We start from the raw sequence: 15,103 nt of genomic DNA, 5'->3' as shown, positions 1-15,103 counted from the left end.
CAGCGAATCCATCCCAATAAAGCCGCGTCTCCTGATGCAGCAAGGGAAAGGCAGCACAACGCTATCTCAAATGAGATTCGTCTCATTCAGTCTTAAAGCGCCCGTCCCTATGATTCATACATGTCGCGGCGATGCAGAAAAACGCAGCGCCGAATCGAAAGCTTCCCGCTTAAATTCGTACCGGAGAGTCTCAAGCATGCGTAACCTGATCAAGAATGTCGCCATCATCGCTATCGTTGCAAGCACCGTTGCCGTCGCCACGCCCAGCGCCTTCGCCGGCAACAAGACCGCGACGTTCGACGTGACGCTCAACGTTCAAGACGATTGTTCGATCTCGGCGAATCCCTTGAATTTCGGCGACACCGGCGCGCTTACCGACAACGTCGATCAGTCCAGCAACCTCGCCGTGACTTGCACGTCCGGAACGCCCTACAACGTCGCGCTCGATGCCGGCACGGCAGCCGGTTCACTCATCGCAAAGCGCAAGCTCGTCAACGCCACCGGCGACGCCTCGGTCAATTTCAACCTGTATCGCGATGCAGCCCGCACCAAGCTCTGGGGCCAGCAGACCGGCATCGACACGGCTTCGGGTGTAGGTAATGGCGACAGTCAGAGTCTCGTCGTGTACGGCCGCGTACCGTCGCAAACCACCCCGGCCGCGGGCACCTATAGCTCGACTGTTACCGCCACGGTCGTGTTCTGAGGCAACTCGCTTCGCTTCATGTGCAAAGCTTGCCAGAGCTCGAATAAAGCTATATCACTGGCATCGTCGGAAGTAATTCGGGAGACCGACGATGCCACGCTTTACACAACCAGCATGGGCAGCTTTTCTGCTTTTGGAATGCGCTGCCTCGCTCGCCGCGTCATTGCAGATATCTCCGGTTTCAATCCAGCTCGCTGGCCCGGAAAACGGCAAGGTCGTCACGTTACGTAACGATGGCGATGAACCGATTCACGCTCAAGTGCGAACCTTCGTCTGGGATCAGTCCGACGAAGAAGACAAACTCACGCCTACCCGCGATCTGATCGCCAGTCCGCCTATCGCCGAAGTGCCCGCCGGCGGTCAGCAAGTCATCCGCGTCATTCGCGCCAACGCCGCACCCGTTGCACAGGAACGCGCATACCGCCTGATTATCGACGAGTTGCCGCCCGACGGCGGCGACAAGCAATCGGCGGTTCAGTTTCGCTTTCGATATTCCGTACCCCTATTCATTTCGCCGCGCGGTGAGGCGAGCACGCCGAAGCTGCAATGGTCCGTCGTCGAAAGAAACGGCAAGGCGTATCTGCGAGTGCAAAACGATGGCGACATTCACGCGCAACTGAGCACCGTTTCACTCAAGACATCGGACAAGGATGTGCGCGTGTCCGGCGGTTTGCTCGGCTACGTGCTGCCAGGCCGGGTGCGCTCATGGATACTCCCCGACGCGGCCAGCGCCATGCGCGGCAAGACGGGCGAAGTCAGCGCGACGGTGAACGGCGCCAGTATGAACGGATCGTTGAGCAATCCGGCCGCGCCCTGATCGTTCGGGGTTGCCACGGGAACAGCGTGCATCGTCATGGATGGATCGACTCGCCCAAGGCTCGTGACGCGCGGTGTTCCTCTCCTGATTTCACTGGGCGTGATCTCCCAAGCGGCTGTTGCTCAAGTCGATATCACCGGCGGCTCGCCCAGCCAGGTTCCGAATATCGCGGGCTCGCCGCGCACCGCCTTGCTCGACATGCAATCGCAAGAAACGCAGTCGCTCGTGCTCGAGATCGTCGTCAACGGCACGAACCTGGGCGAGCCGTCCAACTTCGAGTTGCGTCACGGCCAGCTCTATGCCGAGCGCGCCACGCTCGAGAATGCGGGCATCCGGGTCGACGACTTAGATGCCGATGCAGACGGATGGATCGCCGTTTCATCGATTCCAGGCGTGCGCGCCACTTATTCCTCCGCGCGTCAGCAGGCGCTTCTTGACGTCGACCGGTCGCGTCAGATCGCGCAGCGCCTCGGCAACCGGCTTCCGGTTACACCGAAGGCAACGCCCGGCACCGGCTTCGCGCTCAACTACGACGTGACGTACACGCGCCAACTGGGCGAAATGGCGGCCGGTCAGTTCGGCGTCTGGAACGAACAGCGGCTCTTCAGTCCGGCGGGCGTATTCGACAACACCGGCACTTACCTCAACGGCGCAGGAACCAACGGCTACACGCGGCTGGACACGAACTGGGTCTATTCGAATCCGGCCAAACTCATGACGATGACGTTCGGCGACGCCATCTCCGGCTCACTCGCGTGGACGCGCTCGGTGCGATTCGGCGGCTTCCAGATACAGCGCGATTTCAGCCTGCGCCCGGATCTCGTGACGTTTCCCCTGCCGATGTTCAGCGGATCGGCCGCGGTGCCCTCTGCCGTCGACTTGTATATCAACGGTCTGCGCCAGTACAACGGCAACGTCGCGCCGGGTCCGTTCCAGATCGCGCAGGCGCCCAGTCTGACAGGCGCGGGCACGGCGCAAGTGGTCGTGACCGATGCGCTCGGCCGTCGCGTCACGACGAGCGTGCCGCTTTATATCGACACGCATCTGCTGTCAAAAGGCCTGTCGAGCTATTCGGCGGAATTCGGCTTTCTGCGCGACGATTACACGCTGCGCTCCTGGTCGTACGAGGCATCGCCCGTCTTCAGCGGAACCGCCGCGTATGGCATCACCGACTGGCTCACACTGCAAGCCCACGCGGAAGGCGGGCAAGGTTTGAGCAACGCCGGCACGGGCGCGATCGTGCGCGCAGGCCAATTCGGCGTCTTCAATGCGGCGGCCGCGGGCAGCAAGCTGAATGGCGCGACCGGCGCGCTTTTCAGTCTTGGCTACCAGTACATCAGTCCTGCGGCTTCGCTGACGCTGCAGACCACGCACGCGACCAACAACTATCGCGATATCGCGGCCCTCGACGGCACCTCGGTGTTTCAGCATATTTACCAGGCGACCGTATCGGTCGCGTTGATGCGGTCGCAATCGGCGACAGTGAGCTACGTCGATTCCGAAGACACGTTCTCGGGACACGCGCGCGTCGTCACGCTTGCGTACAACGCGCAGATCGGCAGCCGCTGGTCACTTTTCGCGAGCACGTATCGCGACTTTCTGCAGCGCGGAGTATGGGGCGGTTCGATTGGCATAACCATCGCGCTCGGCGGCAATACGTCGGTCAGCACGACGGTGGCGCAGTCGGGTGGACACACGACCGCCGACGTCACCGCATCGCGTCCCGCCGACTACGGTGGCGGCTGGGGTTGGTCGGTTCAAGGCGGCGCCGGTGCCGATTATCGTCATGCCTTCGCCGGAACGACTTATCGCTCGAAGTTCGGCGATTTCGAGGCGACCGCGCAGCGCTTCAACGGCACGACGGCGCTCAGCACGGACATGGCGGGCGGCATCGCGATCATGGACGGCGCCATCTTGCCGACGCGCACGGTCACCGACGCGTTCGCGCTCGTTTCGACCGATGGCGTCCCCAATGTTCCTGTCACGCAGGAGAACCGCTTTGTCGGCGTGACGAACTCGAAGGGCTATCTGCTCGTGCCGAATCTGACTTCCTATCAGCGCAATCAACTGGCGATCGACCCGCTCGCGCTGCCGCCAGACGCATCCATCGACAGAACGAAACTGGACATCGCGCCGCAGCGGCGCTCGGGTGCGCTCGCGCACTTCGGCATGTCGCGCTATCAGGGCGCGTCGGTGAGTTTCGTCGATACCACGGGCGCGCCCTTGCCCGCCGGCGCCGCGGCGACGCTCACGAGTACGGGCGAAGCGGCGATCGTCGGCTACGACGGCGTTGCATTTTTCCGCCGTCTCGATTCAGACAACCACGTGACGATTCACGAGGCGAAAGGCGACTGTTCAGCCGTTTTCAGGCTCGACCCGCCGAAGGCCGGAGACCTGCCACAGCTCGGGCCGATCACCTGCCAGCCGGACAAGGGCAAGAGCCAAAAGGAGAAATGACATGCACGCACCCCTTCGCCGCACGCACGGCTCGTTTCGTCCCGTCAGATACGCGCTCGTGTTTCTCGTGCTCTGCGCGCTCTCTGGCGCGGCGCGCTCGCAAACCTGCACGTTTTCGGTGGGCTATACGGATTTCGGCTCCATCGATGTGACGGACACCGAGCCCGCCGATATCGTCGGCGGCATTCACATTCTGTGCAGCGGCTATTCGACGGCGATGGTTCGCATGTGCCTGAACATCGGCCACACCGACTCGCGCACGCTCATTGGCCCAAGCGGCGCAACGTTGAATTACAACCTCTACGTCGATCCGGACCATCAAGGTGTGTGGGGATCGGTCACGGCGCCCGACACCGTGCCGCTGACGCTCGATCTTCCCGTTCATCCGGGCGGCAAGGTCTGGGAACACGAGCCGTTCTATGGACGCATTCCGCCCAACCAGCCCGTACCGAACGGCACGTACACCATGCCGTTCAGCGCCTCGGACACCTACTTCGTCTATGTGGGATACACCGGCACACCACCCGATTGCAAGACGGCGACGGCGCCCTACACGAGCGGTCCGTTCACGGTTACGGCGACGGTCGGCCCGACTTGCACGATAGACGCGTCGCCCCTCGTCTTTCGGGAGGCGAGCCTGCTCGACCAACCGATCGAGGCGACGAGTTCGTTGCGGGTGACGTGCGTCTCGGGCATGCCCTTTTCGGTGGCGCTGGACCGCGGCATGACGCCCGGCGCGACGACCACCAACCGCAAGCTCGCTCGCCAGGGTGGGACAGAGACCATCGACTATCAGCTATACATCGACCCGACACACAAGGTGCCTTGGGCCGATGGCACGAATGGCACGACGATGGCCTTCAATACCGGAACCGGCCAGCCGCAAACGCTCGTGGTCTATGGCCAAGTCCCGGCGCAGGAATCGAAACCGCCGGGAAGGTATCGCGACACCATCATGGCGCTGATCGTCTTCTAGCAACGATCAGCGCGCAGCCGGGCGCAACTCAGTCGCGCACGCAATCGACGAAGTATTCGATACGCCCGTTGATCACCTCGCCCACGAGCCCGTGGATGTCGGTATGGAAGCCCGGGAAGCGTTCGTTGAATTCGCGCGCGAAACGCAGGTAATCGACGATCGTGCGATTGAAGCGCTCGCCCGGAATCAGCAACGGAATGCCCGGCGGATACGGCGTGAGCAGAATGCTCGTCACGCGCCCTTCGAGTTCGTCGATAGGCACGCGGTCGATTTCGCGGTGCGCGAGCTTGGCGAACGCTTCGGACGGCTTCATGGCCGGCTCCATGCTCGACAGATACATCTCGGTAGTCAGACGCGCGATGTCGTTTGCGCGATAAACACTGTGAATCTGCTCGCACAGATCGCGCAGGCCGATGCGCTCATACGATGGATGCTGCGCGATGAATTCCGGCAGCACGCGCCATAGCGGCTGGTTGTTGTCGTAGTCGTCCTTGAACTGCTGGAGTTCGGTTACCATCGAGTTCCAGCGGCCCTTCGTGATGCCGATGGTAAACATGATGAAGAACGAGTAGAGCCCGGTCTTCTCCACGATAATGCCGTGCTCGGCCAGATAACGCGTGACGATGCCGGCCGGAATGCCCGTGTCGCCGAAGCTGCCGTCCACGTCGAGTCCCGGCGTGATGATGGTCGCCTTGATCGGGTCGAGCATGTTGAAGTTTTCCGCGAGCGCGCCGAAGCCGTGCCAGCGGTCATTCGGCTTCAGCATCCAATCTTCGCGGTCGCCTATACCCTCTTCGGCCAGCGCCTCCGGGCCCCAGACCTTGAAGAACCAGTCGTCGCCGTATTCGTCGTCGACCTTGCGCATGGCGCGGCGGAAATCGAGCGCTTCCGCAATCGATTCCTCGACGAGCGCCGTGCCGCCCGGCGCTTCCATCATCGCCGCGGCCACGTCGCATGACGCGATGATCGCGTATTGCGGGCTCGTCGACGTATGCATGAGATACGCCTCGTTGAAACGATGCCGGTCGAAGGTGCTGTTCTCGCTGTCCTGCACGAGAATCTGCGACGCCTGCGAGATGCCCGCGAGCAGCTTGTGCGTGGAGTGCGTGGCGAACACGAGCGCGCCGGTACGCGGCCGGCCCGCGCCGATTGCGTGCATGTCCTGATAGAACGAATGGAACTCGGCGTGCGGCAGCCAGGCTTCGTCGAAGTGCAGCGTATCGAGCAGGTCGCCGAGCAGGTCCTTGATCATCTCGACGTTGTAGATCACGCCGTCATACGTGCTTTGCGTGATCGTCAGAATGCGCGGCTTGATCTTCGGGTTCTTCGCGAGCGCCTCGCGCGCGAACGGATTCGCCTCGATCTTCTTGCGAATGTTTTCGGGCTTGAACTCGTCGCGCGGAATCGGTCCGATGATGCCGAACTGGTTGCGCGTCGGCGTGAGGAACACGGGGATCGCGCCCGTCATGGTGATGGCGTGCAGGATCGACTTGTGACAGTTGCGGTCCACGAGCACGATATCGCCCGGCGCCACGGTCGCGTGCCACACGATCTTGTTCGAGGTGGACGTGCCGTTGGTCACGAAGAAGAGATGATCCGCGCTGAAGATGCGCGCCGCGTTACGCTCGGACGCCGCGACCGGCCCGGTGTGATCGAGCAACTGGCCGAGTTCCTCGACGGCGTTGCAGACGTCCGCGCGCAACATGTTCTCGCCGAAGAACTGGTGGAACATCTGTCCGAGCGGATTCTTCAGAAACGCGACGCCGCCCGAGTGTCCCGGACAATGCCACGAATACGAACCTTCTTCGGCGTACTGCACCAGTTCCTTGAAGAACGGCGGCGCGAGCGAATCCAGATACACCTTGGCTTCGCGAATGACGTGCCGTGCAACGAACTCCGGCGTGTCCTCGAACATGTGGATGAAGCCGTGCAGCTCGCGCAGGATGTCGTTCGGCAAGTGGCGCGAGGTGCGCGTCTCGCCGTACAGGAAGATCGGGATGTCCGCGTTGCGGCGGCGCACGGCGTTGATGAACGCGCGCAATGCGACGATAGCCGAAGCCAGTTCCGGCGTGTCGCCTTCCACGACGACGTTATCGGCATATGGCAGGAGTTCGTCGTCGTCGATCGACAGAATGAAGCACGACGCGCGGCTCGACTGCTGCGCGAAGGCCGCGAGGTCGCCGTAGCTCGTCAGGCCGAGCACTTCGGCGCCTTCGCGCTCGATCGCTTCGGCAAGCGCGCGAATGCCGGAACCCGAGATATTCTCGGAGCGAAAGTCTTCGTCGATGATGACGACGGGAAAGCGGAACTTCATCGTGCGAATCTCCAAATGGAACGACCGCTGCCCGAGACTGGAAGCTCGACGACAGCGGTCTTTCGACAAGCGTATGCGGTGTGCGTTTCTTTGAGAAGCGAAGGAATCAGGTTTTCGGCAGGGTAACGCCGTGCTGCCCCTGATACTTGCCGCCGCGATCCGCATACGACGTCTCGCAAATCTCGTCGCTTTCGAAAAACAGAACCTGCGCGACGCCTTCGTTCGCGTAGATTTTGGCAGGCAAAGGTGTCGTATTCGAGAATTCGAGCGTGACGTAGCCTTCCCATTCCGGCTCGAACGGCGTCACGTTCACGATGATCCCGCAACGCGCGTAGGTGGACTTGCCGAGACACACGGTCAGGCACGAGCGCGGAATACGGAAATATTCGACCGTGCGGGCAAGCGCGAAGGAATTCGGCGGGATGATGCAGACATCGCCCTTGAAGTCGACGAACGATTTCTCGTCGAAGTTTTTCGGATCGACGATGGTGGAATTGATGTTCGTGAAGATCTTGAATTCGTCGGCCACGCGGATGTCGTAGCCGTAGCTCGACGTTCCGTACGACACGATCTTGCGGCCGTCTTCGGTCACGCGCACCTGATCGCGCACGAACGGCTCGATCATCTTGTGCTCTTCGGCCATGCGCCGGATCCACTTGTCGGACTTGATGCTCATAGGGACGCTACCCAGCGTTGCGGCTCGCGGTCATGCGACCGGACGCCTGCGGTGAAACGGGGCATGGCGGCAGCGATTTTGTCGCGCGCTGCGGCCAAACGGAAAGCGCGTATTTTACGCGAACGACGCGTCGTATCGGCGACGCTCGACCGTGATCGACCATTCGGATGATACTCGCGGCGTCTTCATCGATCAGCGCCGGATGACGCCGCATGCGAGCGCCGGTCCCACGTTGTGCGGACTGGCGGCGTAGGGATCGGTGGCTTCGCGATGCAGCACGATCGCGCGCGAGATGACCGAGCGCACGCCGTCGAGCGACACGTCCGTCGCCACGAAAAAGCCCGTGGCCGATCCGGTGGAATCCGCGTGAATGTTGCCGAGTTCGCCTTCGAGACGCGCGGTGGCGCGCTTGCGCTCCGCCGGCAGCGCGAAGACCGGGCTTGCGTCCTGATCGTCCATGGCGATGCAGTCGCCGCGCTCGTGAACCTGCAGCGCGTGATCGCTGTCGGGCGGCATGTCGATCAGGCTATACGACACCTGAACGCCGTCCGCGCGCTCGATCAGCGTGATGGTGCCGCGCGCCGCGTTGCCAGGCGTCGGCTGAAGCACCGCGTCGGCGCGTTTCTCGTGATTCTGGAAGATGATGCCGCAGCCGCTCACGAGAACACTACAGGCGACGAGCGCCGAAGCAAGTCCGGCGTGGGCCGCCCTTCCGTCGAATCTATGTCTCATGCGATCCTCTCGGCGGCCCGCCGATACCCGGTGCATCCGCGCGGCCGCCCATAGCAGGCGACATGATACCGCGAGCCGCACCGCACAAGGCTTCGGCGAAACGCGTCCAAGCGCGCCACATCAAGTGTTCTGCACGACGATGCTCGGAAACTTCGACGTCATGTCGCGCTGACGATCGGCAATGGCAATCGCCACGCGCCGCGCAATCGCGCGATACGTCTCGGCAATCCGGCTTTCCGGCTGCGAAACGACTGTCGGCTGACCGGCATCGGTGCGTTCTCGAATCGCGATATCGAGCGGCAACTGGCCGAGAATCTCGACGCCGTATTCCTTCGCCATGCGCTCGCCGCCGCCCGCGCCGAAGATATGCTCCTCGTGCCCGCAATTCGAGCAGATATGCGTGCTCATGTTTTCGACGATGCCGAGAATGGGAATGCCGACCTTCTCGAACATCTTGAGGCCCTTCTTGGCGTCGAGCAGCGCGATGTCCTGCGGCGTGGTGACGATCACCGCGCCCGTCACCGGCACTTTCTGCGAGAGCGTCAACTGAATGTCGCCCGTGCCGGGCGGCATGTCGACGACGAGATAATCCAGGTCTTTCCAGTTGGTCTGACGCAGCAGTTGTTCGAGCGCGGAGGTGACCATCGGGCCGCGCCAGACCATCGGGTTGTCCTGCTCGATCAGAAAGCCGATGGAATTCGCCTGAATGCCATGACCGATCAGCGGATTCATCGACTGGTTGTCGGGCGACTCGGGCCGGCCGGAGATGCCGAGCATCATCGGCAAGGACGGGCCGTAGATGTCCGCGTCGAGCATGCCGACATTGGCGCCTTCCGCCGCCAGCGCGAGCGCGAGATTCGCGGCTGTCGTGCTCTTGCCGACGCCGCCCTTGCCCGATGCCACCGCGATGATGTTCTTGACGTTCGGCAGCAGCTTCACGCCGCGCTGTACCGCGTGCGCGACGACTTGCGAGGACACATCGACGACGACGTCTTCCACGCCGGGAACCGCACGCAACGCATCCTCGACCAGTTTGGCCTTGGCCGCGAACTGCGTACGCGCCGGATAGCCCAGTACGACGCTCACCGAGACCGTGCCGTTTTGTAGCCAAACGTTGCGGATACTTTTGGTATCGACGAACTTGCGGCTGGTGTTCGGATCGGTCAGTGTGGCTAGTGCGGCGTCGATCTTCGCGCGGTCGATACTCATTGCAACTCCATGGAATGGTTTGTGCTAATGCGACGGCGCATTGCAACAAACTGAGGAAAGTGAAAGTAATTGTTAGAGCCGTTGCGCCGCGTCCCCGCGCATTGCACTATTGCGCGCGGTAATTGTTTCCGGGATGCATCGCCACTGGCGACTGACGCGCTCTCATTTCTCATAATTGTAGAGGTTCGTCCGGACGCACGTCCGAAGACCCTTACGTACTGTCGGCGCGGCGCGCCGAATCGCTCGTTGATTCAAGGAGATCAAACATGAAGTTGAAGTTGATGACCCGTTTGTCGGTTTTCGTCGTTGCTGGCGCACTGGTCGCGGGCTGCGCGACGGAGCAGGGTAACAATGCGGCGGTCGGCACGGGCGTCGGGGCCGCGACCGGCGCTGGCCTCGGTGCGATTTTCGGCGGCGGCAAGGGCGCGGCAATCGGCGCGGCTGCAGGCGCGGCTGTCGGCGGTGTGACCGGCTACAACTGGCAAGCCATTCGCAACAAGATTTCCGGCGACTCGAAGGGCACCGGCACGCAGGTGACCGAGCAGCAAGACGGATCGCTCAAGGTCAACATACCGAACTCGATCTCTTTCGACACCAACAGCTACGCGATCAAGCCGACGTTCGATCCGGTTCTGAACTCCGTCACGCAAACGTTGCAGCAGCATCCGGAGTTGATCGCCAACGTGATCGGCCATACGGATAACACCGGCACGGCGGCTTACAACCAGACGCTGTCGCAGAATCGCGCGCAAAGCGTGGCTTCCTATATCGCCACGCACGGTGTCGCCGGTCAGCGTCTGTCGTCGCAGGGCATGGGACAGAACCAGCCGATCGCCGACAACTCGACCGAAGCAGGCCGCGCACAAAATCGTCGCGTGGAAATTTACCTGCGCGCGACGGCACAGCCGGGCCAAGTGCAATAAATTTCTGATTTATAAGGAGAATCGGCAGGTGCCGGCGCAGCGTGGCAAAGCGCGCGAAGCCGCCTGAAAAAAATTTGAAACTTGGGCGCACGGCGCGTGTCTGTCTTTACGGTAGGCGCGCGGCGAGGCCGCCACCTGCCATTCTCCTCTTGTCGTTGTTGCTCCGGGGCCCGGTTTTGGACCCCGGTTTTTTTTGGTGCGATGGTTTTCGGCTGCCGCGCCCAAGTCTCCCCACCTCCCCGTCTTCCTTCCCCTCCCTGCTAAAATCGAAAATCGCTTTTTTTGCGTTCTTCGATCAACTTCTGCATTTCCTCCGGGCCGCGCCTTATGTCAGCACCGATTTCAGCCATCGCCACCGCCGCGCCCGCCGTCAAGAACGGCGCTCGCCAGATCCTCGTCACGTCCGCGTTGCCGTATGCGAACGGTCAGATTCATATCGGCCATATGGTCGAATACATTCAGACGGACATCTGGGTTCGGACGCTGCGCATGCATGGCCACGAGGTCTACTATGTCGGCGCCGACGATACCCACGGCACGCCCATCATGCTGCGCGCCGAAAAAGAAGGCATCACGCCGAAAGCGCTGATCGAACGCGTTTGGAAAGAGCACAAGCGCGACTTCGACAGCTTCGGCATTTCCTTCGACAACTATTATTCGACCGATGCCGAGGAAAACCGCGTCCTTTGCAACGCCATCTACGCCGCGCTCCAGGAAGCGGGATTGATCGACGCGCGCGACATCGAGCAGGCCTACGATCCGGTCAAGGAAATGTTCCTGCCGGACCGCTTCATCAAGGGCCAGTGCCCGAAGTGCGGCGCGAAGGACCAGTACGGCGACAATTGCGAGGTTTGCGGCTCGACTTATCAGCCCACCGAACTCATCAACCCGTATTCGGTGGTGTCGGGCGCGACGCCCATCCGCAAGATTTCCACGCATTATTTCTTCCGCCTGTCGGACCCGCGTTGCGAAGACTTCCTGCGCGGCTGGGTCGGCGGACTCGCGCAGCCCGAAGCCACGAACAAGATGCGCGAATGGCTCGGCGACAAGGGCGAGGCCAAGCTCGCCGACTGGGACATCTCGCGCGACGCGCCCTACTTCGGCTTTGAAATCCCCGGTGCGCCGGGCAAGTACTTCTACGTCTGGGTCGACGCCCCGGTCGGCTATTACGCAAGCTTCAAGAATCTCGCGGACCGTATCGGCCTGAATTTCGATGAATGGGTGAAGCCCGGTTCGAAGACCGAGCAGTACCACTTCATCGGCAAGGACATTCTGTATTTCCACACGCTCTTCTGGCCCGCGATGCTCGAATACTCCGGTCATCGCACGCCGACGAACGTGTTCGCGCACGGCTTTCTGACCGTCGATGGCGCGAAGATGTCGAAGTCGCGTGGCACGTTCATCACGGCGCAAAGCGTGATCGATACCGGCATCAATCCGGAATGGCTGCGCTACTACTTCGCGGCCAAGCTGAACAGCACGATGGAAGACATCGACCTCAACCTGGAGGACTTCCAGGCGCGCGTGAACAGCGATCTCGTCGGCAAATACGTGAATATCGCGAGCCGCGCGGCGGGCTTTCTTCTGAAGCGCTTCGACGGCCGCGTGCAGGACAGCGCGATGCAGCATCCGCTGCTTGCGCAACTGCGCGCCGCGATTCCGCAGATTGCGGGCTTCTACGAGTCACGCGAATACGGCCGCGCGCTGCGCACGACCATGGATCTCGCCGATACCGTCAACGGCTACGTCGATACCGCGAAGCCCTGGGAACAGGCGAAGGACGCGGCCAACTCGGTCGCGTTGCACGAGACTTGCAGCGTGAGTCTGGAGGCGTTCCGCCTGTTGTCGCTTGCGCTGAAGCCGGTGTTGCCGAAGCTGATCGAAGCGGTCGAGGCGTTCCTCGGCATCGCGCCGCTCGTCTGGGCGGATGCGGACATGCCGCTGTCGTCGGCCAATGCCGTGAACGCGTACAAGCATCTGACCACGCGCGTCGACCCGAAGCAGATCGAGGCCTTGCTCGCGGCGAATCGCGAGTCGTTGCAGGCGGCGCCGGAAGCGGCCGCTGCTTCTGCCGCTGCTACAAGTGCGAGTGCGGCTAAGAGCGCGGCGCCCGCCAAAAAGCAAGCGAACGAAGAGACGCCGGGCGTCATCTCCATCGACGACTTCTCGAAAATCGATCTGCGTATCGCGAAGATCGTCGATTGCAAAACGGTCGAAGGCTCCGACAAGCTCTTGCAACTGACGCTCGATATCGGCGAAGAGAAAACGCGCAATGTGTTCTCGGGTATTCGTTCGGCTTATCAGCCGCAGGATCTGATCGGCAAGCTGACCGTGATGGTCGCCAATCTCGCGCCGCGCAAGATGAAGTTCGGCCTGTCGGAAGGCATGGTGCTGGCGGCGTCCGCCGCCGACGAGAAGAAGGAGCCGGGGCTCTATATTCTCGAACCGCATGGCGGGGCCACGCCGGGAATGCGGGTGCGCTGAACGACAACCGCGACGCTCGAAACAGGAACGCCCCTCTTGAGGGGCGTTTTTTTTCGGACGTCTGTCCCTGGCAAGCAACCTGAGCAGCGCTGCCCGGCGATGCCTATTGATAGGTCATGGTGAGGATCATCGACGTGTTCGCCGGTCCGGGCGTCACGGTACCGGTTCGGTAGTAACGCGCCTTCATCGGGATGACATAGCTGCCACCCGTGGAACTGTTATAGCCGGAGAATGCTTTCGTCGTGCTCAGCGGAAACACCGCGCCGGAGCCATCCAGTAGCTGCACGCCCACGCCCGTGGCCGACGACGAGCCATTGAGCGCCACGACGGATTGCGAACTGTTAAGCACACTGGTCGTGGGATCGATCTCATACAGGACGCCATTCATCCCCGAGGGACAATTGTTGAGGCTGATGTTGAACGGGACCGCCGCGGTAGTCGCACCGACAGACGCCATCTCCACCGGAAAATGGGTGCCGAGCGGCACCGGCACGTCGGGGGTCTGGCAGGTAAGCGGGACGACCGTCACCGCCGGGACGATTAGATAAAAAGGCGTGGTGCCCGGGCTGTCCGGGACAAAATTGATCATGGAGCTGGAGCTCGCCAGCGTCTGCGCGCCCAGCACGCCTGCCGCGCTCACAACGCCTGTCTTCACGAGCGCAACTGCCCAACGCCCATAGTTTTTAAGGTTGGAGCCAACGGCGGTACAGGTCCAGCCCACGTAGGGCGGCCGCACGGAGGGCGACACCACGTCGAGCCAATCGGCGCCGCCACACGAACTCGGCTCGCCGTCGAACGCGATGGCCATGCCAACGCCGGGCACATTGGTCTGCAAGACCGTATAGGACGCGAGACCTGGGCCCGGTGTGCTCGCAATCGTCACGCTGCTTTTCGGCCATGCGACATTCAACTTCGAATACATGCCGGAACCGGATGTCGTCGACATGGTGCACACGTAGTTGACCATCGACGTGATGCTCCAGGGCGCCAGAATGGCGCCCACCGGCAAGTCGCGCGGCACCGAAATCGTCGCGGGGAGAATGGCCTGCACACTCTGACCTCCGCCCGTGCAAGCGTCGGCCCATGCGTCCTGCATGCCGCCTGTCAAAACCAGCGCGCTCGACAAGATGATCCAAGCATATCGTCGCAGCTGGGCAAATCCGATGCCTTTCATATCGCTATTCCGTCAAAGGGTGTCGAAGTCACGCGCGCGTCAGTTGTAGGTGAAGTTGACCGTCGCCGAGGTCGTCACCGTGCCCGCTGTCATCGTTCCAAGACGATAGAACTGCGCCACCATCGGAATGGTCATGGCGTTGGTCGCGTCCACTTGGCCGCGATTGGACGTGTTGCCAAGCGTGACGACCGTACCGGTGGTCCCGCCCGCACTGCTCGCCTGCAGCAGTTGCACGCCGGTCTGCGTCGCGGTGCCGGTGTTCTTGAGCACACTCGGAACGGTGTCGGACTGGCCCGATACGGCCATCGATACCGTGGTGCCCGGCGTGCAGTTGGTCAGCTTCAGGCTGAACGCCGTGGGATTCATCGTCGATCCCACGCTCGGGAAATCGAGGATATTGGCGCTGCCCAGATTGATCGTCTGGTTCGCCGAAGCGGTGTCCACCGTGCACGACGGGGGCACGATCGTGCCGGTGAAGTTGAGCGTGGCATCCGCTCCGAATGCCGAACCGGTCGCGGTGACGGCGATGGTGACGGCGAGATTAGCCAGAAGTGATCCAAGTGTGCGCATAGTCATTCAAACGTGTTCATGTTGCCGCCGCTCGTGCGGGTCTTTGTCGATTGCAGATTCATGTCGTG

At 61.9% G+C, this 15,103-nt stretch carries 12 protein-coding genes; 6 read left to right on the top strand and 6 right to left on the bottom strand.

The window, feature by feature from the left end:
• Window positions 1-196 precede the first annotated feature (196 nt).
• From NCT03_RS03360 to NCT03_RS03345, 4 genes are all read left to right on the top strand, one after another.
• The gene (locus NCT03_RS03360; RefSeq protein WP_250491934.1) at window positions 197-703 is read left to right on the top strand and encodes a Csu type fimbrial protein; all 507 of its coding nucleotides are present in this window, start codon (window positions 197-199) and stop codon (window positions 701-703) included.
• 91 nt (window positions 704-794) lie between these two features.
• On the top strand, window positions 795-1,520 hold the full coding sequence (locus tag NCT03_RS03355) for a fimbrial biogenesis chaperone (protein WP_250491933.1): 726 nt from the start codon (window positions 795-797) through the stop codon (window positions 1,518-1,520).
• Window positions 1,521-1,556: 36 nt separating this feature from the next.
• The gene (locus NCT03_RS03350) at window positions 1,557-3,977 is read left to right on the top strand and encodes a fimbria/pilus outer membrane usher protein (RefSeq protein ID WP_250491932.1); all 2,421 of its coding nucleotides are present in this window, start codon (window positions 1,557-1,559) and stop codon (window positions 3,975-3,977) included.
• A gap of 1 nt (window position 3,978) precedes the next feature.
• Complete coding sequence (locus tag NCT03_RS03345; RefSeq protein WP_250491931.1) at window positions 3,979-4,953, top strand: Csu type fimbrial protein; 975 nt, start codon at window positions 3,979-3,981, stop codon at window positions 4,951-4,953.
• A gap of 28 nt (window positions 4,954-4,981) precedes the next feature.
• Here the strand turns inward: NCT03_RS03345 and NCT03_RS03340 are convergent, their stop codons facing one another.
• The 4 genes from NCT03_RS03340 to apbC all read right to left on the bottom strand — a co-directional run bounded on the left by NCT03_RS03340 (window position 4,982) and on the right by apbC (window position 9,884).
• Window positions 4,982-7,267: an arginine/lysine/ornithine decarboxylase gene (locus NCT03_RS03340; RefSeq protein ID WP_244827289.1), complete on the bottom strand. Its 2,286-nt coding sequence runs from the start codon at window positions 7,265-7,267 to the stop codon at window positions 4,982-4,984.
• Window positions 7,268-7,373: 106 nt separating this feature from the next.
• Window positions 7,374-7,943: a dCTP deaminase gene (gene dcd / locus NCT03_RS03335; protein ID WP_086972352.1), complete on the bottom strand. Its 570-nt coding sequence runs from the start codon at window positions 7,941-7,943 to the stop codon at window positions 7,374-7,376.
• Between the two features lie 192 nt (window positions 7,944-8,135).
• The gene (locus tag NCT03_RS03330) at window positions 8,136-8,675 is read right to left on the bottom strand and encodes a superoxide dismutase family protein (protein ID WP_250491930.1); all 540 of its coding nucleotides are present in this window, start codon (window positions 8,673-8,675) and stop codon (window positions 8,136-8,138) included.
• A 120-nt stretch (window positions 8,676-8,795) separates the two neighbouring features.
• Window positions 8,796-9,884 carry an iron-sulfur cluster carrier protein ApbC gene (gene apbC / locus NCT03_RS03325; RefSeq protein WP_250491929.1) on the bottom strand — a complete coding sequence of 363 codons (1,089 nt, stop codon included), beginning with the start codon at window positions 9,882-9,884 and terminating at the stop codon, window positions 8,796-8,798.
• Between the two features lie 266 nt (window positions 9,885-10,150).
• Here apbC and NCT03_RS03320 point away from each other — a divergent pair, with 266 nt between their 5' ends.
• Window positions 10,151-10,807, top strand: a complete 657-nt coding sequence (locus NCT03_RS03320) for a YiaD family glycine zipper/OmpA-like lipoprotein (RefSeq protein WP_244827286.1) — start codon at window positions 10,151-10,153, stop codon at window positions 10,805-10,807.
• Window positions 10,808-11,134: 327 nt separating this feature from the next.
• A complete protein-coding gene (gene metG, locus NCT03_RS03315; RefSeq protein WP_250491928.1) occupies window positions 11,135-13,291 on the top strand; it encodes a methionine--tRNA ligase in 2,157 nt (718 codons plus the stop codon).
• A gap of 103 nt (window positions 13,292-13,394) precedes the next feature.
• Here the strand turns inward: metG and NCT03_RS03310 are convergent, their stop codons facing one another.
• Window positions 13,395-14,465 carry a fimbrial protein gene (locus NCT03_RS03310; protein ID WP_250491927.1) on the bottom strand — a complete coding sequence of 357 codons (1,071 nt, stop codon included), beginning with the start codon at window positions 14,463-14,465 and terminating at the stop codon, window positions 13,395-13,397.
• A gap of 39 nt (window positions 14,466-14,504) precedes the next feature.
• Window positions 14,505-15,041: a fimbrial protein gene (locus NCT03_RS03305; RefSeq protein WP_250491926.1), complete on the bottom strand. Its 537-nt coding sequence runs from the start codon at window positions 15,039-15,041 to the stop codon at window positions 14,505-14,507.
• Window positions 15,042-15,103 lie beyond the last annotated feature (62 nt).

Origin of the sequence: Caballeronia sp. GAWG1-1 (assembly GCF_023631465.1) — a bacterium.
Taxonomy (GTDB): Bacteria; Pseudomonadota; Gammaproteobacteria; order Burkholderiales; family Burkholderiaceae; genus Caballeronia.
Note: the sequence above shows the minus strand (reverse complement) of the source record. Positions and strands in the feature narration are given on the sequence as shown.

Coding starts and splice junctions, on each gene's coding strand:
- NCT03_RS03360 (WP_250491934.1), top strand. CDS start 197: ATGCGTAACCTGATCAAGAATGTCGCCATCATCGCTATCGTTGCAAGC.
- apbC (WP_250491929.1), bottom strand. CDS start 9,884: ATGAGTATCGACCGCGCGAAGATCGACGCCGCACTAGCCACACTGACC.
- NCT03_RS03305 (WP_250491926.1), bottom strand. CDS start 15,041: ATGACTATGCGCACACTTGGATCACTTCTGGCTAATCTCGCCGTCACC.
- NCT03_RS03350 (WP_250491932.1), top strand. CDS start 1,557: ATGGATGGATCGACTCGCCCAAGGCTCGTGACGCGCGGTGTTCCTCTC.
- NCT03_RS03355 (WP_250491933.1), top strand. CDS start 795: ATGCCACGCTTTACACAACCAGCATGGGCAGCTTTTCTGCTTTTGGAA.
- NCT03_RS03320 (WP_244827286.1), top strand. CDS start 10,151: ATGAAGTTGAAGTTGATGACCCGTTTGTCGGTTTTCGTCGTTGCTGGC.
- metG (WP_250491928.1), top strand. CDS start 11,135: ATGTCAGCACCGATTTCAGCCATCGCCACCGCCGCGCCCGCCGTCAAG.
- NCT03_RS03330 (WP_250491930.1), bottom strand. CDS start 8,675: ATGAGACATAGATTCGACGGAAGGGCGGCCCACGCCGGACTTGCTTCG.
- dcd (WP_086972352.1), bottom strand. CDS start 7,943: ATGAGCATCAAGTCCGACAAGTGGATCCGGCGCATGGCCGAAGAGCAC.
- NCT03_RS03345 (WP_250491931.1), top strand. CDS start 3,979: ATGCACGCACCCCTTCGCCGCACGCACGGCTCGTTTCGTCCCGTCAGA.
- NCT03_RS03340 (WP_244827289.1), bottom strand. CDS start 7,267: ATGAAGTTCCGCTTTCCCGTCGTCATCATCGACGAAGACTTTCGCTCC.
- NCT03_RS03310 (WP_250491927.1), bottom strand. CDS start 14,465: ATGAAAGGCATCGGATTTGCCCAGCTGCGACGATATGCTTGGATCATC.